Origin of the sequence: Amycolatopsis alba DSM 44262 (genome assembly GCF_000384215.1) — a bacterium.
Taxonomy (GTDB): domain Bacteria; phylum Actinomycetota; class Actinomycetes; order Mycobacteriales; family Pseudonocardiaceae; genus Amycolatopsis; species Amycolatopsis alba.
Genome location: NZ_KB913032.1, coordinates 2,187,665 through 2,211,919, shown reverse-complemented (window position 1 = coordinate 2,211,919; position 24,255 = coordinate 2,187,665). Strand labels below are relative to the sequence as shown.

23 protein-coding genes are annotated in these 24,255 nt (G+C 69.1%); 12 read left to right on the top strand and 11 right to left on the bottom strand.

Annotation, left to right across the window (positions count from 1 at the left end; genetic code table 11):
- Positions 1-30: 30 nt before the first annotated feature.
- Complete coding sequence (locus tag AMYAL_RS0110325; RefSeq protein WP_020631230.1) at positions 31-951, top strand: proteasome assembly chaperone family protein; 921 nt, start codon at positions 31-33, stop codon at positions 949-951.
- A 79-nt stretch (positions 952-1,030) separates the two neighbouring features.
- On the opposite strand, the gene AMYAL_RS0110320 is transcribed toward AMYAL_RS0110325, so the two are convergent.
- Together AMYAL_RS0110320 and AMYAL_RS0110315 are read right to left on the bottom strand one after the other, a co-directional pair.
- Positions 1,031-2,242: a hypothetical protein gene (locus AMYAL_RS0110320; protein ID WP_026466932.1), complete on the bottom strand. Its 1,212-nt coding sequence runs from the start codon at positions 2,240-2,242 to the stop codon at positions 1,031-1,033.
- Positions 2,243-2,313: 71 nt separating this feature from the next.
- Entirely contained in the window at positions 2,314-2,967 is a 654-nt protein-coding gene (locus AMYAL_RS0110315; RefSeq protein WP_020631228.1) for an NAD(P)-dependent oxidoreductase, read from the bottom strand.
- A gap of 139 nt (positions 2,968-3,106) precedes the next feature.
- On the opposite strand from AMYAL_RS0110315, the gene AMYAL_RS0110310 reads away from it, so the two are divergent.
- Positions 3,107-3,934 carry a class I SAM-dependent methyltransferase gene (locus AMYAL_RS0110310; protein WP_245192866.1) on the top strand — a complete coding sequence of 276 codons (828 nt, stop codon included), beginning with the start codon at positions 3,107-3,109 and terminating at the stop codon, positions 3,932-3,934.
- Here AMYAL_RS0110310 and AMYAL_RS45825 read toward each other — a convergent pair.
- Both AMYAL_RS45825 and AMYAL_RS0110300 read right to left on the bottom strand, forming a co-directional pair.
- Positions 3,931-4,137, bottom strand: a complete 207-nt coding sequence (locus AMYAL_RS45825) for a YciI family protein (protein ID WP_020631226.1) — start codon at positions 4,135-4,137, stop codon at positions 3,931-3,933. The genes AMYAL_RS0110310 and AMYAL_RS45825 overlap by 4 nt on opposite strands.
- Positions 4,138-4,209: 72 nt before the next feature.
- Positions 4,210-4,644 (bottom strand): MarR family winged helix-turn-helix transcriptional regulator, encoded by a 435-nt coding sequence (locus AMYAL_RS0110300; protein WP_020631225.1) that lies wholly within the window; start codon positions 4,642-4,644, stop codon positions 4,210-4,212.
- Between the two features lie 110 nt (positions 4,645-4,754).
- Between AMYAL_RS0110300 and AMYAL_RS0110295 the strand changes: the two genes are divergently transcribed.
- Together AMYAL_RS0110295 and AMYAL_RS0110290 are read left to right on the top strand one after the other, a co-directional pair.
- On the top strand, positions 4,755-5,447 hold the full coding sequence (locus tag AMYAL_RS0110295) for a nitroreductase/quinone reductase family protein (protein WP_020631224.1): 693 nt from the start codon (positions 4,755-4,757) through the stop codon (positions 5,445-5,447).
- A 163-nt stretch (positions 5,448-5,610) separates the two neighbouring features.
- On the top strand, positions 5,611-6,438 hold the full coding sequence (locus AMYAL_RS0110290; protein ID WP_020631223.1) for a CARDB domain-containing protein: 828 nt from the start codon (positions 5,611-5,613) through the stop codon (positions 6,436-6,438).
- A 58-nt stretch (positions 6,439-6,496) separates the two neighbouring features.
- On the opposite strand, the gene AMYAL_RS0110285 is transcribed toward AMYAL_RS0110290, so the two are convergent.
- The 3 genes from AMYAL_RS0110285 to AMYAL_RS0110275 all read right to left on the bottom strand — a co-directional run bounded on the left by AMYAL_RS0110285 (position 6,497) and on the right by AMYAL_RS0110275 (position 9,199).
- Positions 6,497-7,717 (bottom strand): RNA polymerase sigma factor, encoded by a 1,221-nt coding sequence (locus AMYAL_RS0110285; RefSeq protein ID WP_020631222.1) that lies wholly within the window; start codon positions 7,715-7,717, stop codon positions 6,497-6,499.
- Entirely contained in the window at positions 7,718-8,113 is a 396-nt protein-coding gene (locus AMYAL_RS0110280; protein ID WP_245193380.1) for a YciI family protein, read from the bottom strand. It abuts the gene before it with no gap.
- Positions 8,114-8,218: 105 nt separating this feature from the next.
- Entirely contained in the window at positions 8,219-9,199 is a 981-nt protein-coding gene (locus tag AMYAL_RS0110275; protein ID WP_020631220.1) for an isopenicillin N synthase family dioxygenase, read from the bottom strand.
- A gap of 113 nt (positions 9,200-9,312) precedes the next feature.
- Between AMYAL_RS0110275 and AMYAL_RS0110270 the strand changes: the two genes are divergently transcribed.
- The 6 genes from AMYAL_RS0110270 to AMYAL_RS0110245 are packed head-to-tail and all read left to right on the top strand — an operon-like array spanning position 9,313 to position 15,135.
- Positions 9,313-10,053: a class I SAM-dependent methyltransferase gene (locus AMYAL_RS0110270; RefSeq protein WP_020631219.1), complete on the top strand. Its 741-nt coding sequence runs from the start codon at positions 9,313-9,315 to the stop codon at positions 10,051-10,053.
- Positions 10,034-11,128 carry a FecCD family ABC transporter permease gene (locus AMYAL_RS0110265; RefSeq protein WP_020631218.1) on the top strand — a complete coding sequence of 365 codons (1,095 nt, stop codon included), beginning with the start codon at positions 10,034-10,036 and terminating at the stop codon, positions 11,126-11,128. Before AMYAL_RS0110270 ends, AMYAL_RS0110265 begins: the two co-directional genes overlap by 20 nt.
- On the top strand, positions 11,128-11,916 hold the full coding sequence (locus AMYAL_RS0110260) for an ABC transporter ATP-binding protein (RefSeq protein WP_020631217.1): 789 nt from the start codon (positions 11,128-11,130) through the stop codon (positions 11,914-11,916). The genes AMYAL_RS0110265 and AMYAL_RS0110260 overlap by 1 nt, the downstream gene beginning before the upstream one ends.
- Positions 11,913-12,896, top strand: coding sequence for an ABC transporter substrate-binding protein (locus AMYAL_RS0110255; RefSeq protein WP_020631216.1), 984 nt, complete (start codon positions 11,913-11,915; stop codon positions 12,894-12,896). Before AMYAL_RS0110260 ends, AMYAL_RS0110255 begins: the two co-directional genes overlap by 4 nt.
- Entirely contained in the window at positions 12,893-13,948 is a 1,056-nt protein-coding gene (locus AMYAL_RS0110250; RefSeq protein ID WP_020631215.1) for a cysteine synthase family protein, read from the top strand. The genes AMYAL_RS0110255 and AMYAL_RS0110250 overlap by 4 nt, the downstream gene beginning before the upstream one ends.
- Positions 13,945-15,135: an ATP-grasp domain-containing protein gene (locus AMYAL_RS0110245; RefSeq protein ID WP_020631214.1), complete on the top strand. Its 1,191-nt coding sequence runs from the start codon at positions 13,945-13,947 to the stop codon at positions 15,133-15,135. Before AMYAL_RS0110250 ends, AMYAL_RS0110245 begins: the two co-directional genes overlap by 4 nt.
- A gap of 91 nt (positions 15,136-15,226) precedes the next feature.
- On the opposite strand, the gene AMYAL_RS0110240 is transcribed toward AMYAL_RS0110245, so the two are convergent.
- Positions 15,227-15,814, bottom strand: a complete 588-nt coding sequence (locus AMYAL_RS0110240; protein ID WP_020631213.1) for a hypothetical protein — start codon at positions 15,812-15,814, stop codon at positions 15,227-15,229.
- Positions 15,815-15,872: 58 nt separating this feature from the next.
- Entirely contained in the window at positions 15,873-16,478 is a 606-nt protein-coding gene (locus tag AMYAL_RS0110235; RefSeq protein ID WP_020631212.1) for a TetR/AcrR family transcriptional regulator, read from the bottom strand.
- 93 nt (positions 16,479-16,571) lie between these two features.
- On the opposite strand from AMYAL_RS0110235, the gene AMYAL_RS0110230 reads away from it, so the two are divergent.
- Complete coding sequence (locus AMYAL_RS0110230; RefSeq protein ID WP_020631211.1) at positions 16,572-17,276, top strand: SDR family NAD(P)-dependent oxidoreductase; 705 nt, start codon at positions 16,572-16,574, stop codon at positions 17,274-17,276.
- Here AMYAL_RS0110230 and AMYAL_RS0110225 read toward each other — a convergent pair whose 3' ends face one another.
- Positions 17,277-17,654 (bottom strand): RidA family protein, encoded by a 378-nt coding sequence (locus AMYAL_RS0110225; RefSeq protein WP_245192862.1) that lies wholly within the window; start codon positions 17,652-17,654, stop codon positions 17,277-17,279.
- Positions 17,655-17,846: 192 nt separating this feature from the next.
- Between AMYAL_RS0110225 and AMYAL_RS0110220 the strand changes: the two genes are divergently transcribed.
- Positions 17,847-23,594: a DUF7927 domain-containing protein gene (locus AMYAL_RS0110220; protein ID WP_026466927.1), complete on the top strand. Its 5,748-nt coding sequence runs from the start codon at positions 17,847-17,849 to the stop codon at positions 23,592-23,594.
- Between the two features lie 75 nt (positions 23,595-23,669).
- On the opposite strand, the gene AMYAL_RS49855 is transcribed toward AMYAL_RS0110220, so the two are convergent.
- A partial coding sequence (locus AMYAL_RS49855) for a hypothetical protein (protein ID WP_039793913.1) occupies positions 23,670-24,255 on the bottom strand: 586 nt, incomplete at its 5' end.

The window sequence follows — 24,255 nt, the reverse complement described above, 5'->3', positions numbered from 1 at the left end:
CGGTTGTAAGCACGAAACCTGGAGGATCTGGTGGCGCTGGACCCGGAAGACCTGTACGAGGTGGACTCGGACGTCCCTGACCTCGGCGGGGCCGTGCTCCTGCACTACTTCGACGGGTTCATGGACGCGGGTTCGGCGGGCAAGCTCGTCGCCGAGCACCTCCTGAACTCCTCCGAGCACCGCGTGATCGCGCGTTTCGACGTCGATCGCCTCATCGACTACCGCTCGCGACGTCCCACGATGACCTACTCCATCGACCACTGGGAGGCCTACGACGCCCCCGAACTGGTCGTCCACCTGCTGCACGACGCCGACGGCGTGCCGTTCCTGCTGCTGACCGGGCCGGAACCGGACCACGACTGGGAACGGTTCTGCGCGGCCGTGCGAAGCCTGGTCGAACGCTGGGACGTCCGGCTCACCACCGGTTTCCACGGCATCCCGATGGGCGCGCCGCACACCCGCCCGCTCGGCGTGACCGCGCACGCGACGCGGGACGATCTGGTCGGCGAGCACCGGCCGCTGCCCAACCGGATGCAGGTGCCGGGCAGCGTCGCCGGGCTGCTGGAGTTCCGCTTCGGCGAATGGGGGCACGACGCGTCCGGATTCGCCGCGCATGTGCCGCACTACCTGGCGGACTCGACGTACCCGAGCGCCGCGCTGCACCTGCTCGAGGCCATCGCCGAGGCGACCGGGCTGAACCTGCCGGACGGCGATCTGCGGGAAGCCTCGCAGGAGGCGGAAGCCGAGATCGCCCGCCAGGTCGCCGGGTCGGAGAAGGTCGCCGACGTCGTGCGCGCGCTGGAGCAGCAGTACGACACCTTCATGGAGGCGTCCAGCAAGGAAAGCCTGCTCGCGGAGTCGGTCGAGCACATGCCGACCGCCGAGGAACTGGGCAGCCAGTTCGAGCGGTTCCTGGCCGAGCAGAACGGCGGCGACACCCCCGAGCGCTGAGGCGGCCCCGGTCCGTGAAGGCTTCCTTGAGGGACTCTGAGTCCCTCAAGGAAGCCTTCACGGACTAGGGAGCAGAGCGTCAGCGCAGGCCGAGGGAGGCGATCACGCCCCAGGTGCTCTGCAGCCCGCCCGAGCTGCCGAGCCCCGCGGCCAGCACGCCCGGTGTCCCAGGAACGGCGGCGAAGCCGAGGATCGAACTGCCGTCGGCCGTCTTGGCCACCTCCGGCGGAAGCTCGTCCTTCCGCCATTCCGTCCCGGTCCACGCGGCCATCAGGATGTGACCGCCACCGGGCAGCCAGCCCGCGGTCCACAGCTTCCCGGAGCCGTCGAGCGCGGCCGCGTTGATCTCGTCGAACGGGCTCGGCGCCACGGGAGCCCACTTCCGCCCGTCCCAGCGCGTGACGAACGCCGGGATGCCGGTCGGGTTCCACTCGTTCACCCGGCCGACGACGTAGGCCGAGCCGCGGCCGTCGGGGACGACGTGGTTGACCAGCCACCCGGTGGGGTGATCGGACGGCACGGGGACCTCGGCCTGCCGCCAGCTCCTGCCGTCCCAGTGCAGCAGGAACGGGGTCTCCTTGCCGTCCGTCGTGGCGGCCGCGGAGACCCACAGGTCGTCGTCCGCGGTGCCGCTGACCCTGGTCGGCTGGAGCGGGCGGGCGCCGACCTGCGGGATCTCGACCGGCTCCCACACTTTCCCGGTCCAGTGTTCGAGGTGGTAGGCCGAAGTGCCCGTCTTCGGATCGAAGTCGGAGGCGACCAGCCAGACCGAACGCGGCGAGAACGCGGCGATGTCGACCGGGAAGCCGTCCAGCCCCGCCGGCGGTTTCGGGTGATCGACGTCGGTCCACGCCTTGCCGTCCCATCGCTGGATCACGGTGGACGTCGACGCGGCGGCCAGCGGGCCCGTCGCCTGTGGCAGGCGCGCGGGCCGCCGCGTGCCCGCTTGGGTGGTGCGGTCACCGGCGGCCCAGACGTTGTCCGGTGCCGAGGCGGAGACGTCGGTGAGCCGGGTGCCGGGGACACCGGCGGTGATGGTGTCCGCCCATTTCGTGCCGTCCCACCGGAGGGCGACCGGGACTTCGGCGCTGCCGGTCCAAGCGCTGCCGACGGTCCAGGCGTCGTTCGCGCCGGTGGCCGTGACGCCGAAGTAGATCCGGTTCACCGCGCCGTCCAGTGGTTGTTCCAGCCGCCAGCCCTCGCTCGCCGAGGCCGTACTCGTGAGCAGGCCGGACAGTCCGAGGATCAGCCCGGACATCGTCAGCGCGGATCGTCTTGCTACGCCTCGCATCTGGGACCCTTCCAGTTGTCGCGGGGTGTTCGTGAACTCTTTACGGACAACCGCGCCGGAAGGTTGTCCGGTCAGTGGTCGATGGCGACCATTTCCCTCGAATGCTTCGGCCGTTCGATCTCGTCGACCAGCGCGACCGCGAGATCCGCGTAGGAGAACGGCCCCGCGTCCTCGGCGCGCGGCAGCACCCGGTGGTCCCCGCTGCGGTATTCGCCCGTGCGGGCGGCGTGTTCGTCGAGCATCACGGGCGGCGGCGCGACGATCACCCAGTCGAGGCCGTCGCCGGACGCACGGAAGACCTCCAGTTCCGCCGTGTGCCCGAGTGAGAATTCCCGGTGCTCGGGCGGCCAGCCGGGCTGGTCGTGGAACGCGACGCCCGGCGAGATCTCCAGCGCCGATCCGACGCCGACGACGACCAGCCGCGTGACACCGGCCCGGCCGAGGCCGTCGATCAGCGCGTGCGCGGCGGCCGGGTAGTACTCCCGCGACGGGAGATCCGCGCGGTAGAGGGAACTGATCGCGGCGTCGTGCCCGGCGGCCGCCTTCGCGACGTCGTCCGCGACCGTGGCGTCGGCGGCGGTCAAGGTGACGCCGTCCCCGGCGAGATCCGCGTGCCGCCGGGGATCCCGGACGGCCGCGGTGACCTGATGCCCGCGGCTCACGGCTTCGGCGACGGCGCGGCGTCCTCCGCGTCCGCCCGCCCCGAAAATGACGATCCTGCTCATCGTGCTCCTTTTTCCGCGCCGGTCTCCGATCACCGGCGGCGAACGCGAGGCTAGGACCGGACCCCTCGGTTACCGCAACGAAACCGGCCCCGGCGTTCTGGTTCCGTTCACCCGAATGGTGCTGGTGTATCTTCCCGGAATGCTTCACCTGGTACGCCATTCAGCCCTGAAGACCTTGGGCCGATCGGCCCGCGGCACCGTCGGCCGGGGCCTGCACAGGCTCGCCCGGCGATTCCATGATCCTTATCCGGCGGAACTGGAACGGATCGCCGCGGACCTGCGCGCGGAGATAATCAGGCAGGGGGATCGCTGTTTCGATCGCGTCATCGAGTTCGAAATCCGGAGCCGCCGCGACATCATCTACGCCGGTGATCAGGACGCCGCGCGGGACAGCAACCGCTTCGCCCGTGAGTATCTGACCGGGACCAAGCACTTCGCGCGTCCACAAGAGACTCTGGCGTACGCGCTTTCCCTTGCCCCGTCAGGGGGAATGGCCCTCGAATTCGGTGTCGCCAGCGGGAACACGCTGCGCGTGATCGCCAAGGCGCGTGGCGGAGCCGAGACCTACGGGTTCGACTGGTTCCAGGGCCTGCCGGAGAACTGGCTCAACGGGATGCCCGCCGGCGCGTTCGCGCGCGACGATCTGCCGGACGTCCCCGGCGCCGAACTCGTCGTCGGACTCTTCGCCGACACGCTTCCCGGCTTTCTGGAGCGACACGAAGGCGTCGTCGATTTCCTTCACGTGGACGGCGATCTGTACAGCTCGGCGAAAACCGTGCTGGATCTGGCGGGCCCGCGGCTGCGGCCGGGCAGCATCGTGCACTTCGACGAGTTCTTCAATTACCCCGGCTGGCAGCGGCACGAACACAAGGCCTGGCTGGAATACGTCGAACGCACCGGCGTCGAATTCGAATACGTGGCCTACACCTACGCCGACAATCAGGTCACCGTGCGGATCACCGGCTAGAGCAGCTCGCGGATCCCGATCGTCCCGATGGCCGCCCAAAGGTGACTTCCCGCCGACTTGACAGCTTGTTCACGGTTTTCGCATTCGAGGACGACGACGCCGCCGATCTGTTCCTTCGTCTCGGCGAACGGGCCGTCCGTGAGCAGGGCCTTGCCGTCGCGGACGCGGACGGTCGTCGCCGATTCGGGTGCGTGCAGGCCCATCGTGCTGACGCGCCTGCCGCGCCGGATCGCCGACGGTTCCGCCGAGCATGAGTAAGGACCGCGCCGGTCCTCCTAGTCGGTGAGCCCGTCCTCGTAGGCCCGCAGGGTGGTGATGAACAGCCGTCGCTCGGCCGGGGTCAGCGGCGAGAGCGCCTTTTGCCAGGCGCGGGCGCCCTGCGCGAGCCAGCCGTCGATCGCGGGCCGCATCCGTTCGGTGATGGCGACGATCCGCCGCCGCCGGTCCGCCTCGTCCTCGCGCCGGTCGAGCACGTCCTTCTTGCTCAGTTCGCCGACCATCAGGCTCACCGTGGTCGGGGCGACCTCGAGCCGTTCGGCCAGTTCGTTCACCGTCATCGGCCCGTCGAAGAGCAGGTACGACAACAGCGACAGATGACGTGGCGCCAGCGACAACGACTGGAGCTCGTCGGGGATCTTGATCCGCTTCGCGCGGCCGACCATCCGTGGCATGAGCAGCAGCAAGGCCCGCACGGCGTCGTCGACTTCCATGTCCTCGGTTGACACCGGCCACCCTCCTGGATACCTTTGCAAGCAAAGAGGCTTTGCTTGCAAAGCAAAATAGCTTTCAGGACGATGTTACCTGGGGAGTCCCGTTGCTGATGACCACCGCCGACGCCGGAACAGGGCGTCCCCGCACCACCTCCGTCGACTGCCGCCGGTCCGGGAGCAGGTATCTGGCGTACGCGCCGGACGTCGATTCGCCTTGGTACGCGGACCTTCTCGTCAGTCCACAAGCGACACTCGAAATCGACGGGCGGCCGCACGCCGCGTATGCCGTGCCGCTCGAAGGCGGGGAGCGGGGGTTCACGCTGCACCTGCTGGAAGTCGACGCCGCTCGGGCCAGGGCGATCGCCGGTCAGTTGCTCGTCCACCACGGCGAACTCCGCAAGGCGCTGGCGGCCGCGCGGGCCGAACTCGACGGCGCGCCGGTTTCGGGCCGGTCCGGATTGCGGCGCGAACTGCTCGGCCATTGCGTGACTTTCTGCAACGGCCTGCGCATGCACCACCTCCGCGAGGACGGCGCGTTCACCGCGATGGAAAAGGCCCTTCCCGGACTCGCGCCGGTCCTCGACCGGCTGCGCGCGGAGCATGAAACCGTGTCGCGCGCGTTGCTCGATCTCGACGAGTTACTGCAGGGCAACGGAGAACTCGAAAGCGCCGCGTTACGCGAGGAGTTCGAGCGGGTCGCGAATGGCCTCGAGGACCATTTCGCCTACGAGGAGGCGAAACTGCTCCCGGCGCTCCGCGGTGATTTGTCACAGCTCGAAAAGGTGCGACCTGCGGACATGTGAGGGGACTACTCCGAGTGGGTGAGATCGTCAGGCCACCTGGCGGGAGACACCGGTAACGAATGTCCGTTCCGGGGCGACTGATCTTTGTCCGCACCGATCGGCTCGACGCCCCCGACCGGAATAGTGAGAACCGATGAAGCTTCGAAGAGCCTCCCTGCTGTCCATGGTGGCCGCGGTGGCCACGATCATGCTCGTCGCGCCGGCCTCCGCCGTCGCCGCCCCGCCGACCAGCGCGGTGGAGATCTCGCCGACAACTGTCCAACGTGGACAGACATTCACCGTCTCGCAGACCGTCTACAACGCCGACGCGACGTCCACCATCGAAGGTGGCAAAGCGACGCTGTACGGCAAAGAATCCTCGTTGCCCGCCATCGTCGACCTGGTGTCCTGCCCCGGCGCGTTCGCCTGCGACATGCTCGGTGGCAGCATCCGCGGCGGGGTCGGCTCGGTGGCCCCCGGCCAGAGCAAGACCGTGGTGTTCACCTTCCGGGTCAAGGACGACGCCCCGCTGGGCAGTGTCACGACGCAGCACCAGTTCGTCGGTGACAACTACAGCTTCGAGATCCTCGACGGCCCGGTGCTGACCGTCACGGGCACGCCGAGCGCCGCCGACCTCGGTGTCACGCTCACGGCGTCTCCGCGCGGGATCCTGACGTCGTCGATCGACTACACGGTCAAGGTCACGAACGCGGGCCCGGCGACGGCTTCCGGCGTCCGGGTGGTGTCGACCCTCGGAAACGGGCTGAACTTCACCGGCTCCGCCACGTGTTCGAACCCGAGCGGTACGAAGACCGTCAACTGTGACTTCTCGTCGCTCGCGTCCGGAGCCAGCGCCACGGCCAAGTTCTCGGTGGGCGCCGGACTGCTGACCCTCGGGCCGGTCAAGACGACCGCGAAGATCACGCAGAGTTCGGTCGCCGACCCGAACGCGGCCAACAACACCGCGTCGTCGACCTGCACGGCGATCACCGGCCTTCTGCTCAGCTGCTAGAAAACCACGATTCGGCGCCTGCCTGCGATGAGTGATCGCAGGCAGGCGCCGAATCGTGTCAGCGCAGGCGGGCGGCGCGTGAGTGCAGATAGCGTTGGTGCGGAAGGCTTGTAGCGCGCCGCGCCGCCTCCTCGTAGGACTCGACGGCTTCGGCCGCTTCCCCCGCCATCTCCAGCAGATGCGCACGGGCGGCGTGGAACCGGTGGTCTCCGGAGATCCGGTCGCCGAGCTTTCCCAAGGCAGCCAGGCCTTCTCTCGGTCCACGAGCCATCCCGACGGCGACGGCGTGGTTCAGCGCCACCACGGGATTGTCGGAAAGCCGCAGCAGAAGTCCGTAGAGTGCCTCGATCTGCGGCCAATCGGTTTCGGCTGCGCTCGGCGCCTCGTCGTGCAGCGCGGCGATCGCCGCCTGGATCTGGAACTGCCCGGTCGGCCCCCGCGGAAGTGCTTCGGACAGCAGCGCGATGCCTTCCTTGACGTACTCGCTGTCCCACCGGCTCCGGTCCTGTTCGGACATGGGGATCGGCCCGCCGTCCGGCCCCGTCCTCGCCGGACGGCGGGCGTCGGTGAGCAGCATCAGCGCGAGCAGCCCGGTGACCTCGCTGTCGTCCGGCAGCAGCCGGTGGACGATTCTGGCCAGCCGGATGGCCTCGGCGGAAAGCCCGCTCCGCACCAGTTCGGGGCCCGACGTGCTGGCATAGCCCTCGTTGAAGATCAGGTACAGCACGTGGAGCACCGCGTCGAGCCTGCCGTCCTCCTTCGGCATGCCGAAAGGGACACCACTGGCCTTGATACCGGTCTTCGCGCGGCTGATCCGCCGCGTCATCGTCGACTCGGGGACCAGGAACGCGCGGGCGATCTCCGCCGTGGTGAGACCGCCGACGGCCCGCAGTGTCAGCGCGATCTGCGACGCGGGCGACAGCGACGGGTGGCAGCACAGGAAGAGCAGGATGAGCGTGTCGTCCGAGTCGGCGGCACGCCGGTCCGCCGCGGGCGCGAGGTGTTCCTCCGGCAAGGTCCGGTGCACGACGGCGTCCTCGCGACGGCGCCGTGCCTGCTCGGCGCGCAGCAGATCGGTCAGCCGCCGCGAGGCGACGGTGATCAGCCACGCGCGCGGGTTGTCCGGACGACCCTCGGCCGGCCATTGCGTCGCGGCCGCGAGAAGCGCCTCCTGGGTCGCGTCCTCCGCCAGGTCGAAATGACCGTACCGGCGGACGACGGCGCCGAGGACCTGCGGAGCCAGCTCGCGCAGCAGGTCCTCGACACCGGTGTCCGGCATCTAGAGTTCCAGTTCTTCGAAGCTGTCGGCGCACGGCCGGATGTCGACGTACCACTCGCGATCGAGGCCGTTGTCCTCCGGGAACGGGGTGTTCGCCAGCTGGGCCGCGATCTCGGTCGCGCGGTCGTAGCTCGCGCAGTCGACGACCGTGTAGCCGACCAGGACCTCCTGCGTCTCGGCGTACGGCCCGTCGGTCACCACCGGGGCCCCGTCGCGCAGGGAGATGCGGCGCGCGTGCGCGGGCTGGGAGAGGCCCTGCGCGTCGACGAACTCACCGGTCTCGACCAGGTCGTTGTTCCATTTGCCCATGAACTCGTGCAGAGCCGTGGCGTCGTCGGCGCTCCAGGTGCCTGCCATGGTTTCGAGATCCTTCTGCGACCCCATCATCATGATCATGTACTTCACGGTTGTCTCCTCTCGGCGGGCACCGCCCCGGTGCCTTCTGCCGGGGACGTCGGAGCCGCCGGACCGGACCGGACATCGTTCGACGGCGATTCTTCCTCAGTTCCGGCCGGCGGCCGTGTTCATCGCGTCGGCCGGTTCGAGAGTTCGCCCGCCGGTGATCTTCGCGTAGAGGTGCGCGCCGCCGAGGACCGGCGGATACTTCGGCGGGTTTCCGGGAGAATGGCAGGTCGGAAGGCATTCGAACCGGGCATCGTGGTCGCCGTCGAAGAAGAACGCCACGCTCCGCCGTCGTGAGGAACCCGGCACGACGCGGTGCAGCGTGGAGCGCCAGCGGTCGTTGGTCCACTGCGCGGTGAGGTCGCCGAGGTTCACCACCAGCGCGCCTTCGTCGGGGATGACGTCGTGCCAGGTGCCGTCGGGGCCGTGGATCTGCAGGCCGGGGACGGGATCGGCGTAGAGGACGGTGACGATGCCGTAGTCGGTGTGCGCGCCGAGCCGCATCTGGCCCGGCAGCGGTTCGGGCGCTCCCGCGCGGCGCTCGAAGTGATTGACCCGCAAGGTGCGCGTCGGATGCCGGGTGTACGCGCCGAGGTGGCCGTCCGGGAGCCCGAGTGCCTTTTCGAAGATCTCCAGCAGCACCCGCGCGACACGGTGCGCTTCGGCCTCGTACTCGGTGAGCGCGGGCTTCAGGCTCTCCGGCAGGCCCGGCCAGATGTTGGGGGCGAAGAAACCATACGGATCCTCGCCGTCGATTTCTTCCGCGCCGATGACGAAGGACTCTGACAGGTCGGGCGGCGTCGTCTCGCCGAGGCTGTACGCCAGTCCTTCGGTGCCTTCGGCCGCGTACCCGCGATCCGAGGCGCGGTCGGCGGGCGCGCAGCGGAGCTTCTCCTCGACAGGGAGCGCGAAGAAGGCGGCGGTCGCTTCGCGCATGTCGTCGATCGTCGCCCGCGGGATTCCGTGCCCGATGACCTGCAGGAACCCGACACGTTTCAAAGCCTCGTCGACGGCGTGCGCGAGCTTCGCGCGATCGCCGTCGGCCCAGGTGCTCAGGTCGACCGTCGGTACGAGAGTCATACGCCGACGGTAGTCAGTGATCACTCCACGAGAAAGGCGGGAACACCGGGAACCGAAGACGATCCTCCGACGACTTGTGGGGCTGAATCGTGCGGCCCGGCGAGCGGAGAGAGATGCACTGGTACGAGGACGACGACCTGTGGGTCGGCTTCGCGGACGTGATGTTCCCGCCCAGCCGGGCCGAAGAGGCCGAACGCCTGACGGCCACATCACCGCTGCTGGAGGTCGCCGACGGCGCGAAGGTGCTGGATCTGGCGTGCGGACCGGCGATCCACGTCGTGCCGCTGGCGAGGAAGGGCGCCGACGTGACCGGTGTCGACCTCAGCCCGGCCATGCTCGAACGCGCGCGCGAGGCCTGCGAAAGCGCGGGAGTCGCGGTGAAGCTGGTCCAGGCCGACATGCTCGAATACGTCGAGCCCGGCGCGTACGACCTGATCATCAACATGTACACGTCGTTCGGCTACTTCACCGAGCCAGGTGACAACCTCACCGTGCTGCGGAACGCCTACGCCAGCCTCGCGCCCGGTGGAAGGCTGCTCATCGACGTCCTCGGCAAGGAGGTGCTGGCCGGCTGGGTCGGCCGCCCGAAAGCGGTCGACGTCGACGGCGGGACGGTGTTCATGCGCGACACCATCCTCGACGACTGGACCCGCCTCAAGACCGAGTGGACCCTGGTCCGCGACGGTGTCGCCAGGCAGGCGTCGATCCTGTCCTTCCTCTACAGCGCCGCGGAGCTGAAGGCACTGTTCGAGTCGGCGGGCTTCAGCGGCGTCGAATGCTTCGGCGATTTCGACGGCTCGCCTTACGACAACCACGCGCGTCGCCTGATCGTGCGTGGTGAACGTGACGGCTGAACCGCTCCGCCTGTTCGCGGAACCGGACGACGACACCGCCCGCCCGCTCCGGCTGACCGGCCCGGTGCTCCTGCTGTCGGGGGCGCTCGTGATCTCGCTGATCGCGGGCGTCGCGCTCGGCCCGACCACGGTCGCACTCCCGGATGTCCTGCGCTACCTGGGAAAGGCCATCACCGGCGGCACCATCACCGGCGACGAGGTCACCGGGTACTCGATCGTCTGGCAGGTCCGCACCCCGCGGGTCCTGCTCGCGGCCGTGGTCGGCGCCGGGCTCGCGGTGGTCGGGGTCGCGGTGCAGGCCCTGGTCCGCAACGCCCTCGCCGATCCGTTCGTGCTCGGTATCTCCTCGGGTGCCTCGGTCGGAGCCGCCGCCGTCGTGGTGTTCGGCCTGTTCGCCGGGCTCGGCGTGCTGGCGCTGTCGACAGCCGCGTTCCTCGGCGCGCTCGGCGCGACGGCGCTCGTCTATCTGGCCGCCCGCAGCAAATTCGGCCTGACGCCGTTGCGTCTCGTGCTCACCGGGGTCGCGCTCACCTACGCCTTCCAGGCCGTGATGAGCGTGCTCGTCTACCTCTCGCCGAACGGCCAGGCCGCGCAGACCGTGCTCTTCTGGCTGCTCGGCAGCCTCGGGGCGGCGACCTGGGCGTCCTTGCCGCTGGCCGCGTTCGGGGTGGCCGTCGCGATCGTGGTCCTGCTGCGCTACGGCACCGCACTCGACGTCCTGTCCATGGGTGACGAGACCGCGATGAGCCTCGGCACCGACGCGGCCGCGTTGCGCCGCTGGCTGTTCCTGCTCACCGCGGTCGTCACCGGGCTGCTGGTGGCGGTGAGCGGGTCGATCGGGTTCGTCGGGCTGGTCCTGCCGCATGTGGTGCGGATGGTCGCCGGTTCGGGGCATCGCCGCGTGCTGGCGCTCGCGCCGCTGGTGGGCGCGGTTTTCCTGGTGTGGGTCGATCTGCTCGCCCGCACCCTCGTCGCGCCGGAGGAGCTGCCGCTCGGCGTGATCACCGCGTTGATCGGTGTGCCGGTGTTCCTCGTCGTGATGCGGCGCCGCGGCTACGCGTTCGGGGGGCGCTGATGCTGTCCCTGAACGAACTTTCCGTCGAGGTGGCCGGATCGACGCTGATCCGCGAACTGTGCCTGGACGTCGGCGCGGGCGAGGTCGTCGGCCTCCTCGGCCCGAACGGCAGCGGCAAGTCGACCGCGTTGCGCTGTGTCTACCGGGCGTTGACGCCGTCGGGCGGCGCGGTGCTGCTCGACGGCACCGACCTCGCCGAGCAGGGCCTGCGCGACACCGCCCGCCGGATCGCCGCGCTCACCCAGGACAGCCGGGCGGATCTGGACTTCACCGTCGAGGAGGTCGTCGCGCTCGGCCGGTCGCCGCATCAGCGCGGCAACCTCCGGCTTTCGGCCCGCGAGCGCGCGCTGTGCCGGGACGCGTTGCGACGGCTGGACATCACGCACCTCGCCCAGCGCAGTGTCCTGACGCTTTCGGGTGGCGAACGGCAGCGGGTCCTGGTGGCGAGGGCGCTCGTGCAGGAACCCGAGGTGCTGGTCCTCGACGAGCCGACCAACCACCTCGACGTCCGGCACCAGGTGGAACTGCTGAAATTCCTGCGGGACTGCGGGCTCACCGTGCTCGTCGCCCTGCACGACCTCAATCTCGCCGCCGCCGTCTGTCACCGGATCGCGTTGCTGCGCGGCGGATCGCTCGCCGCCTGCGGCACCCCGGCCGAAGTGCTCACGCCCGGAACGGTCCGCGCCGTGTTCGGCGTCGAGGTCACCAGGGTGACCCATCCCGTGACCGGTGCGCTCCAGCTGCTTTACGACCTTCCCGCCGATGAAACCGAGGGGATCTCACGATGAAGCCGTCCAGGGTGACCGCGCTCTTCGCCGCGGCACTGCTCCTGAGTGCCTGCGGTGCCCAGGTCGAGGCCGGACCGGCCGCACCGGCACAGGCCACGGTGACCAACTGCGGCGCGCAGGTCACCTTCCCGGCGCCGCAGCGTCCGGTGGCCTACGACGTCTCCGGTGCCGAGAAGATGTTCGCGCTCGGGCTCGCCGGCCGGATGCGCGGGTACGTGATGAACTCGCTCGGCGATCCGTCGATCGCGGGTTCGCCGTGGAAGGACGACTACGCCAAGGTCGAACGGCTCGGCACCTCGCGGGTCACGCGCGAGATCCTGGTCGACGCCAAGGCGGACTGGGTGATCGCGGGCTGGAACTCCGGCTTCAGCGAGGAACGCGGGATCACCCCGAAGCTGCTGGACCAGGTCGGCATCGCGAGCTACCTGCACACCGAGACCTGCTGGGAGTATCCGGCCGCGAAGGCCGAGGTGACCCCGCTAGAGGCGCTCTACACCGACCTGCGCAACCTCGGCGACATCTTCGGCGTCCGCCAGCGCGCCGACGAACTGGTCTCGGAACTCAAGGGACGCTTCGACAAGGTCCGCGCCGGTGCGCCGAAGACGCCTCCCGCCAAGGTGTTCGTCTACGACTCCGGCACCGACCAGCCCTTCACCTCCGGGAAGCACGCCGCTCCCAACGACATCATCGACGCCGCAGGCGGGACGAACGTCTTCCGTGATCTCCAGGACGGCTGGGGCAGCGTCGGCTGGGAGGCGGTGGTGAAGGCCGAACCCGAGGTGATCGTCGTGGTGGACTACGCCGATCAGCCCGCGAAGGACAAGATCGCGTTCGTCAAAGCCGCGCCACAGCTGAAGAACACGCCGGCCGTGCGCGACAACCGGTTCCACGTCGTCTCCTACGGGGACCTCGTGAGTGGCCCGCGCAACGCGGCCGGCGCCGAATCCCTGGCCGCGTACCTGCGCTCGATCGGCCGGTGACCGCGATGTCCGTGCCGGTCCACGAACACGTCACCGACGCGATCAAGACACCGGCGCTGATCCGGCTGAAGCCGAACGTCGTGCTGATCCGCTTCGAGACTCTGAAGGTCTACGCGGCACTCGGCGCGGTCCGGTCACTGCTCGCCGACGGAACTGTCCGAAAAGGACAGACGCTGATCGACAGCTCCAGCGGGATCTACGCGCTCGCGCTGGCGATGGCCTGCCATCGCTACGACCTGCGCTGCCACATCGTCGCGTCCACCACCGTCGATCTCACCATGCGTTCGCAGTTGGAGATCCTGGGCGCGACGGTGGACCAGATGCCGCCGTCCGAAGACCTCCGCCTCGACCAGCGGCGCCGGGTCGCGCGCGTGCACGAACTCCTGGAACGGAATCCGGGGATGCACTGGATGCGCCAGTACCACGATCCCGTGCACTACCTGGGGTACGGCGAGGTCGCCGAGATCGTCGCCCGCGCGCTGCCCGCAGGGCCGCTGACCGTCGTCGGCAGCGTGGGCACCGGCGCGTCGACCGGCGGGATCGCACGGTCGCTGCGCGAACGCGATCCGGACGTCCGCCTGACCGGGGTCCAGCCGTTCGGCAGCGTCACCTTCGGCAGCGAGCGGTTCACCGATCCGGACGCGATCATCGCGGGCATCGGCTCCGCGATCCCGTTCGGCAACGTCGATCACGAACTGTACGACCGGATCCACTGGCTGGACTTCGTGCACGCCATGGCCGCGACCATCGGCCTCATGCGCGAGCACGCCGTCTTCGCAGGGCTTTCCACCGGCGCCGCGTACCTCGTCGCGGGCTGGGAAGCGGTGCGGAATCCGGAGCGGACGCACGTCGTGATCGGTGCCGATACCGGGCATCGTTACACGGCAAGGGTTTTCGCCCGCCATCGGGAGGCTGTCGATCCGGCGGGGCTCGCGCCACGGGAAATCACCTCACTGGACGACCTCGCTCTACCGTGGGCCGCGATGGAGTGGCGTCGTCGTCGCTTCGGGGTACCCGCACAGCCGTTGTACGGGAAGGAAAGGGCATCGTGACCATCGTCCTGCTGGAAGCACTCACCTTCGGCCTCGGCAGGCTGGCCGACGCGGCGGCGGAAGCCGGGCGGAAACTGGTGCTGTTCACCGGAAACCGCGACATCTACCGCTACGAACTCGGCATCCTCGCGCCGGACAGGGTCGAGGTCGTCGACATCGACACCACCGACATCGCGGCCTGCGAAACCGCGTTACGGGCCATCCCGGATCTCGCCGGGATCGTCAACTCGACCGACACCTGGGCGCTGCCGGGCGCGGAGCTCACCGCCAGGCTCGGCCTGCCCGGCCCGGACGCGGCGGCGGTCCGGGTGCTGCGGGACAAGGGTGCGGTGCGCGACCTGCTGTACGACCACGGGCTGACCCGCGGCAGGCCGGTGCCCGTCATGGTCGCCGAAGAACTCGGTTTCCCTTTGGTGGTCAAGGATTCTTCGGGAACGTCGTCACGCGGCGTATGGCTGGTCCGCGACGAGGCCGAACTCGAACGGGCCAGGCAGGAGGCGAAGGACACGCCGCTCAAGGGGCATCTGATCGCCGAACCGTACTTCGCAGGCCCGCTCTACAGCGCGGAAACCGTCACCTGGCAGGGAAGGACCCGGCTGCTCGGGATCCTCTCCCGCCAGTTGTCGCCCGAGCCCGTGCGGCGCGAGGAAGCCGCCGCGTTCCCGGTGGCCTTCCCCGAGGCCGAACTTGCCGGGCTGGCCGAGTGGATCGGCCAGGTGCTCAAAGCCGCCGGACACGAGCAGGGCTTCGCGCACACCGAGTTCGTGCTCACCGCCGACGGGCCGGAAGTGGTCGAGATCAACATCCGGATCGGCGGGGCGATGCTCGGCGAGGCGCTGTGCCGGTCGTTGGGCACCAACGTCTACTCCGCGATGATCTCCCTGGCGCTGGGCGAGGAGCCCGCCCTGCTCACCCAGGAGATCGGCGGGGGACCGGGGATCGGGTTCGTCCTGGCGTACCCGGCCGAGGAAGGCGTGCTCGAAGGCTGGTCCGGGCTCGACAGGCTGCCCGGCCTGCCCGGTGCGCCGGAGTGGTATCCGACGGCGAGCCCCGGCGACGAGATCCGGCACCTCACGGATCAGCGATCCTGCACCGGGATCGTGCTGGCCGAAGGGCCGACGGCCGAACTCGCGCTGCATCGCGCGCTCGCCGCGGCGGGCGGGATCACGCCGTTGATCGCTTCTTGAGTGGCAAGTCCGTGAAGGCCTCCTTGAGGGACTCAGAGTCCCTCAAGGAGGCCTTCACGGACTTCCGAACGGACCCCGCGCGGGGATTCGATTACTGGGGAGACGAGCAGTTCTTGGCTTCGGCCGCGGCGGCCATCAGCGCCGGTGTCTCGATTTTGAGCGAGGGAAGGAGATCCGGGGTTTCCGTGATCGGCTTCTGCGTGGCGTCCATCGCCTGGATCGCCGCGTCCATGGCGGCGCTGTTCCCGGACTTCTCCAGGCGCTGCTTCCCGGCGGCCGCAGCGTCCCTTGCCGTGGTGAACCGGTCCACAAGGGACTTCTTCACCTCGTCACCGCCGGAAATCGGCGACGGCGGTAGCGCGGTCAAGTCGTCGACAGCCTTCCCCGCGAATCCCGCGCGGATCCCGAGTTCCTCCTTCATGGAACCTCGGGTCACTTCGGTTCCCGACGGCTGTTTACGCGAGTATTCGTCGGCGGCCTTCATATAGCCGTACACCGCTCCGCAGACTCCGTCGAGCCACGCGACGGTCTTCGCGTCCGGCCCGGACGGAGGTGCCGGCGTCGTGGACGTCGGCGTGGCGGTGACCGTCACCGGCGGCGGGGGAGCCGCCTCACCCGAACAGGCCGTCGTTACGAACAGGGCCCCCACCAGGGCAGCGAACAGAAGCTTCGTCTTCATAGGACCATCCCCTCCGGGGAGAACACGCCTCGGAAGGGGCCTGGGTTGCCTGACGGCCTCAGCCGCAGTCCCCCATGATCCGAGCCAGCTCTTCGGGCAGCATCGGCGGCTCCGGCAACGGGTTCGCGGCGGGCGTCCGCATCCCGTCGAACAGCAGGGCGAGATGGCGCCGCCAGACCTCCGGCCGGACGGCCGCGGTGGCCTCCACCGTGCGCGCGATCCCCCAGGTCACGAAGGCCATGTCCTCGAGGGTGAAGTCGGCGCGCAAGGCCCCGCACTCCTTGGCGCGTTCGACGACACGGGTCATGAGCTCGTATCCGCGTTCGAGATCCTCGGTCTGCGGCGGCCGCGTCGAGGCCAGTTCGTTGTAGCCGCGATCGGCGGCCTGCAGTTCGCAGACCCGTTCGATGAACGACGTCAATCCGGCCCAGGCGTCTTCGAGGGACAGCGCGTGTTCGGCCAGCTGCGCGACGGTCTCGGTCCGGTCGGCGAACACGGCGTTCACCAGATCCGCGCGCTGGGGGAAGTGGTTGTACAGCGTGCCGATGCTGACGCCCGCCGTCTTGGCGATCTCTTCGAGCGCGACGTCGAGGCCGCGCGCCGCGTAGAGCCCCCTGGCGGCCTCGATCAGCAGGTCGCGGTTGCGCTGAGCGTCCTTCCTCATGACGACAGCCTAGTCAAGTTGAAGGTGGCCTCAAGTTGTGTGTACCTTCGAGGAAGTTGAGGACGTCCTCAACTTAACTTCTGGGAGGACCACATGACCCGAACGCTCGCGATCTTCGGCGCCGGGCCGGTGCTGGGGCTGTCGCTCGCCCGCCGCTTCGGCCGCGAAGGGTTCCGGATCGCCCTCGTCGCACGTACCAGCGGAAACCTCGACGCGCTCGTCGCCGAATTGGACGGCGACGGCATCGAGGCGAGCGGATTCGTCGCGGATGTCTACGAACCGGACCAGATCGCGGCCGCCGTCACCGCCATCGGCCGGATCGACGCGGTCGCCTTCAACCCCGGCGGCGGGAACATGGGCGAGGGCATCGCGCCGGTACTCGACGTCGATCCGGAGAACTTGAGGCTCGTCCTGGACCGGTTCCTGGTGTCCGCGGTGGCGCTGGTCCGGGCGGTGCTGCCGGACATGACCGAACGCGGCGACGGCGCGATCCTGTTCACCGCCGGTCAGTCCGGCCTGCACCCGGCGCCGTTCCTCGGGAACATGGGGATGGCACAGGCCGCGCTGCGGAACTACTTCCACAATCTGAACGCCGTGCTCGCCGAGAAGGGCGTCTACGCCGGAGCCGTCAACGTCGGCGCGCTGATCGAGGGCAGCGTCCCGCATCAGGTGCTCACCTCGAGCCCGCTGGACTTCGAGCCCGAGGTGATCCACCCGGATGTCTTCGCCGACGCCTTCTGGAAGCTCTACGCGACGCGTGAGGCTCCCGAAGCGCTGGTCGGGGCCTTCGGGAAGTAACTACTTCTCGATCGCGTAGGCCTCGATCTCGACCTTCATCTTCGGGTCGAGCAAAGCCGTCACCTCGACCATGGTGGCCGCGGGCAGCACGTCACCGAAGGCCTCGCGGTGCGCCCGCGCCACCAGGTCGGCGTCCTTGATGTCGGTCACGTAGGTGACCGTCCGCACCACCGCGGCCAGGCTCGAACCGGCCTCCCGCAGCGCCGTCTCGATGATCGAAAGCACGGCCGAGGTCTGTTCGTACGCGTCCCCCGAACGGAACGGCTCACGCGCCGTCGTCCCGGAAACATGGATGTGGTCGCCGACGCGCACCGCCCGGCTGTAGCCGAAGATCTTTTCGAAGTCCCCGCCGGAGGAGATGTTCACCCGCTCAGTCATGACCCGAACAGAAGCACAGCCGCGGCCGGAGCGGAACCGATTTCGGCTCACCCATGATCGAACACGTTCAGGTGGCGCCCCGGCTTTCGAGTTGAGTGTCGCGGTGCGGCTTGTAGCGTCGGGCTGAGTTCACTCGCCACCGGGAGGCTCTTCGTGGTCGTCGCTCATCGTCGGCGCCGTGTCCTGAAATCGTTGTCACGCCGGGTTTTGTCGGCAGGCATGGTGGCGGCCGTCCTTTTCGGAGCCTTCGTCTCGACGGGGACGGCGCAGGCGGCGACCTGGCCGGTGCAGGGCGAGAACGACCCGTCGACGTTCGACTGCGACCACCTGTACTACAGCAACTTCCGGTCCGGCATGCAGTTCCGCGCGGGAGCCTCGGGTGACGCGGAGATCCAGAACACGGTGATCAGCAAGCGGGCGGGCGCGGCCCCGCCGGACTACTGGTCGACGAACATGGCGCTGGGCAAGGACCCGGACACCGGCCGGGTCGCCGCCTTCTACTCCAGCTACACCACCGGGAATCTCACGCTCTACAAGCATGTGTCCGGGACGAACACCGTCACCGACGAGATCGCCGGGGGAGAGACCCGCAAGCTTCCCGCCGGGGTCAACTGGGGCGGGCTCGGCTCCGATCCCGCCACCGGGATGCTTTACGGCGCGCAGAACGGCGGGGCGCCGGTGCTGTTCGCGATGAACCTCGCCAGCGGCGCCACGAAGACCTTCTCCCGCGGATCCACCCTGAAGCCCGTCCCGGCCAACGACCCCGTGTTCGCCGGCGGATCGCTCGTCCCGGACCTGTTCGTCGACTCCTCCGGAGGGGTCTACTACGGCATCGTCTACGGCGGGCAGAGCTACATCTACCGGTTCGATCCGGACACCGGCGAGACCACCCAGGCGGTGAAGGTCACCGGCCCCGGATCGTCCAACGGTTTCAACAACTACGGCATGGCCTTCCTGAACGGCTCGATCTACCTCGGCTACTACGGTGGCGCGCTGTACAAGGTCGACCCGCGCACCGGCGTGTCCCAGCAGGTCCCCGGCGGCAACGCGCACACCAACCAGGTCGGCCGGATCACCTCCGAATCGGGCGGGACCTGGCCGATCACCGACCTGGCCAGCTGCTCGATCGCCCCGGATCTGACGAAACGGCTCGTGGTCGCCAAGAAAGCGGACAAGACCGACGCGAAGCCGGGCGACAAGGTCACCTACACCGTCACCGTCGCCAACGAGGGAACGGCGACCGCGCCTGGGACGGTCGTCACCGACGATCTGTCCGGCGTGCTGGACGACGCCGCCTACAACGACGACGCGAAGGCCCTGTCCGGCGGCGCCGAGCTCGCGAAACCCCGGTACGACGCCGCGGGAAAGCGCCTGACCTGGACCGGCGACCTCGGCGCCGGCGCGACCGTGACGATCACCTATTCGGTGACGGTCGGTTCGCCGCCAGACGGCGACAAGAAGCTCGACAACGTCGTGACCGTGCCGGACAGCAACTGTGCCGAAGGCGGGAAAGACCCGGACTGCGCCGCGCACGTCGGCGTGGCGACGTTGAAGATCGTCAAGACGAGCGCGCCCGAGAAGCCCATGCCCGGCCAGAAGGTCACCTACACGGTCAAGCTCACCAACGACGGCACGGCTGACTGGGCGGACGCAACCGCCGTCGACGATCTGTCCGATGTGGTCGACGACGCGGCGTACAACGGCGACGCCACCGCGACCACCGGCGCCGTGACCTACACCGGTGGTGACAAGACCCTGCGCTGGGCCGGTGCCGTCGGGAAGGGCGCGACGGTCACGATCACCTATTCGGTGACCGTCGCGAACCCGCCGGGCGGGAACAAACGGCTGACCAACGCGGTCGTCGGACCGGACGGTTCCACCTGCACCGAAGGCAGCACGGACCCGGATTGCGGTACCGACGAGCCGATCAGCGGCGTCGTCATCACGAAATCGGCCGCCCCGGCCACCGCCAAACCCGGCGACGTCGTGACCTACACCTTGACCGCCCGCACCATCGACGGTTCGGCCGCGGCCGGTGTCACGCTCACCGACGATCTGTCCGGGGTCCTCGACGACGCCACCTACAACGGTGACGCCGCCGCCACCGCAGATGGAACGCCCACTCCGGCGCAACCCGGCTACGACAGCCCGACGTTGACGTGGACCGGGGACATCCCGGCCGGGAAGACCGTCACCATCACCTATTCGGTGAAGGTCGGCACGCCGCCCGCCGGGGACAAGGTGCTGCGCAACGCGGTCACCGGCCCGGACGGCTCGACGTGCCCGCCGGGAAGCACGGACCCGGCTTGCGCCACGGTGACCCCGATCGGCGCCTTGGAGATCAAGAAGACGGCGAGCCCGGCCTCGGCCATGCCAGGGGACAAGGTCACCTACACCGTGAAGGTGACCAACGTCGGCCCGGCCGCTTATCCGGGTGCCTCGTTCACCGACGATCTGTCCGGGGTCCTCGACGACGCCGCCTGGAACGGTGACGCCGCCGCGACCACGGGCGCCACCACCTTCGACGAGCCGGGCCGGAAACTCACCTGGACCGGCGACGTCGCCGCGGGAAGCACGGTGACGGTCACCTACTCGGTCACCGTCGGCAAACCGCCGTCCGGGGACCGCAGACTGACCAACGTCGTCGTCGGTCCGGACGGCTCCACCTGCCCGGAAAACGGTTCGGACCCCGACTGCGCGACCGAAACCCCGCTCGGTGCGCTGGTGCTGGCCAAGACCGCAGCACCGGCGAGCGCGAAACCGGGCCAGGTCGTCACCTACACCGTGACCGCGAGCAATCCCGGAACCGGCGTCTACCGCGACGCCCGGTTCACCGACGATCTGAGCGGAGCGCTGGACGACGCGACCTACAACCAGGACGCGCGGGCCACCGCGGGCACCGTCGCGTACACGGCGCCGAAGCTGACCTGGGCGGCGGATCTCCCGGCGGGCGCCACGGTAACCATCACCTATTCGGTGACGGTGAACAAGCCGCCCACCGGGGACCGGACGTTGCGCAACTCTGTGACCGGCACCGACGATTCGACCTGTCCGCCGGGAAGTACGGACCCGGCGTGCGGCACGGTGACCCCGGTCGGGGTGCTGGTGCTGGCCAAGACCGCGGCCCCGGCGAGCGCCAAGCCCGGCGACGTCGTGACCTACACCGTGACCGCGAGCAACTCCGGCACCGGTGTCTACCGTGACGCTCGGTTCACCGACGATCTGAGTGGTGTCCTGGACGACGCGACGTACAACGGGGACGCTCGGGCGACCGCGGGCACCGTCGAGTACACGGAACCGCGACTGACCTGGACAGCGGACCTTCCGGCCGGCACCACGGTGACCATCACCTATTCGGTGAAGGTCGGCACGCCGCCGGCGGGGGACAAGGTGCTGCGCAACGCCGTCACCGGCCCGGACGGCTCCACCTGCCCGCCGGGGAGCACGGATCCGGCTTGCGGCGCCGTGACCCCGATCGGCGTCCTGGAGATCAAGAAGACGGCGAGCCCAGCCTCGGCCATGCCCGGCGACAAGGTCACCTACACCGTGAAGGTGAACAATGTCGGCTCGGCGGCCTACCCTGGGGCCTCGTTCACCGACGACCTGACCGGTGTCCTCGATGATGCCGCCTACAACGGTGACGCCTCCGCCACCTCGGGCGCGGCCACGTTCGACGAGCCAGGTCGGAAACTCACCTGGTTCGGTGATGTCGCCGCCGGCGGCGAGGTGACCGTCACCTATTCGGTCACCGTGGGGAAGCCGCCCGCCGGGGACCGGCGGCTGGCCAACGTCGTCGTCGGCCCGGAAGGCTCCACCTGTCCGCCGGGAAGTACGGACCCGGCGTGCGGCACGGTGACCCCGGTCGGGGTGCTGGTGCTGGCCAAGACCGCGGCACCATCCACCGCCAAGCCCGGCGACGTCGTGACCTACACCGTGACCGCGAGCAATCCCGGCACCGGCGTCTACCGTGACGCCCGGTTCACCGACGATCTGAGCGGTGTCCTGGACGACGCGACCTACAACCAGGACGCGCGGGCCACCGCGGGCACCGTCGCGTACACGGCGCCGAAGCTGACCTGGACCGCGGACCTTCCGGCCGGCGCCTCGGTCACCATCACCTATTCGGTGACCGTGAACAAGCCGCCCACCGGGGACCGGACGCTGCGCAACTCTGTGACCGGCACCGACGATTCGACCTGCCCGCCTGGCTCGACGGATCCGGACTGCTCCGCCGTCACCCCTGTCGCGGCCCTGCGGATCACCAAGACCGCCGCACCATCCGCTCCCCGGCCCGGCGAGCGCGTCACCTACACGGTGCGCGTCCAGAACACCGGAACCGCGGCGTATCCGGGAGCACGGGTCACCGACGACCTGACCGGCGTCCTCGATGACGCGACGTACAACGACGACGCCACGGCGACCGGCGGCACCGCCGGCTACGAGGCCCCGGTGGTGACCTGGACCGGTGATGTCGCGCCTGGCGCCACCGTCACCATCACCTACTCCGTCACCGTGAACCGCCCGCCCGGCGGTGACAAGAAGCTCTCCAACGCCGTCACCGGCACCCCGGACGGCAACTGCCCGCCGGGTTCGGTGGATCCGGACTGCGGGACGGTCACTCCGGTGCCGTCGCTGAAGATCCGCAAAACGGCCACGCCTGCGGAGGTCAAGACCGGCGACACGATCACCTACACGGTGACGGTCGAAAACGTCGGCGCGGCAACGGATCCCGCCGCGTCGTTCACCGACGACCTCACCGGTGTGCTGGACGACGCCACCTACAACGGCGACGCGAAAGCGAGCACCGGCACGGTGACGGTCGCCGTCACCCCGCCGACCTTGACCTGGACCGGCTCTCTCGCCCCCGGTGACAAGGCCACCGTCACCTATTCCGTCGTCGTGACCAACAAGGGCGACAAACGGCTGGTCAACGTGGTCACCGGTGCGGGCTCCAACTGCGAAGAGGGCTCAGAGGACCCCGACTGCCGCAACGAACTGCCCACACCCGCGTTGCGCATCACGAAGTCGGCCGCCCCGGCGGTGGCCGCGCCTGGCGGCAAGGTCACGTACACGGTGGTGGTGCGCAACACCGGTCAAGCGCCGTATCCCGGTGCCGCGTTCACGGACGATCTGACCAAGGTCCTCGACGACGCGACCTACAACGGGGACGCGAAGGCCACCGCCGGCACCGTCGCGTACACGGAACCGAAACTGACCTGGACGGGCACTGTCGCTCCCGGAGCCACGGCGACCGTCACCTACTCGGTCACCGTGGCGAAACCCTTGCGCGGGGACCACTTCCTGGACAACGCGGTCGCAGGTGACGAGGGGACCAACTGCCCGCCGTCCGGGCAGCGGGATCCCGCGTGTTCCACCCGCACCCCGGTGCTCTCGATGGTCATCGCGAAGTCGGCTTCGCCGTCGGGCAGCGTCGCCCAGGGCGGCAAGGTCACCTACACGCTGTCCATCACCAATACCGGCACCGGTGCCTACGACGACGCCGTCGTGACCGACGACCTGGGCAATGTCCTCAGTGGAGCGACATACAACGGTGACGCGAAAGCCACGGGCGGATCGGTGGCGCTGAACGGAAAGCTGCTCCGCTGGCACGGCAAGCTCGCCGTCGGGCAGAAGGTCGTCGTGACGTATTCGGTCACCGCCGGTTCCGGGGAGGGGAAGCTGCGCAACGCGGTCACTTCCACCACGCCCGGCGCCAACTGCCGCACCCCGGACGAACCCGGCTGCTCGACCGAAACCTCGGTCACCCCAAGCGAACCGCCGGTCGATCCGACACCGCCGGTCGACCCGACGCCCCCGGTTCACCCGTCCGGACCTTTGGCTTCCACCGGTTCGCACACCGGTGATCTGCTGGCGCTGGCTTTCGCCACGTTGCTGGCGGGGGTCTGGCTGCTGAGGTACGCCCGTCGCCGGGTTCGTTGAGAGGCGGCAAGAAGAAGCCCGGTGCGAGTGTCCTGTGTGGACACCCACACCGGGCTCGGTCAGTTCTCGCTCGGATCAGGGAGCGTTTTTCCCGCGCGACTCATCGGGGAAGGCTCCTCCGGCCGCCGCGCCGGGGAGTACGGCCCCACGGATCATGTCGATCGCGCTCTTCACGGCGAGCGCCGTAGGGCTGTGGTTCGGGTCGGTGAACGTCTTGATGATGTTCGTCATCTTGTCGACGCCCGCCTCATCGAAGCCCATCGCCTTGAGACCTGCGGGAGTTCCGTCCGTGTACTTCATGAACTTGGCCAGCTTGTCCTCGAACTGCTGAAGTTCGCCAGGCTTGATCGCACCAGGGTGATCGAGATCGTACTTCTTCGCGCTTTCGAGGAACTGCTCGTGGATCTTTTCCTTGCTGCCGAACAGCCAGCCTTTGTCCTTGCCGGGGTCGGCGTTGTTGGTGCCGCCGGTACCGCCGGTACCGCCGTTGCCGTCGGCGTTGTTGGTACCGCCCGTGCCACTCCCGGATCCGGAGCCGCTGTCGGTACCGGAACCGGAACCACTACCGGAGCCACTGCCCGAGCCGCTGTCGGTGCCGGAACCGGAGCCGCTGCCGGAGCCCGATCCGCTGCCGCTGTCGGTGCCTGAGCCGCTACCCGAA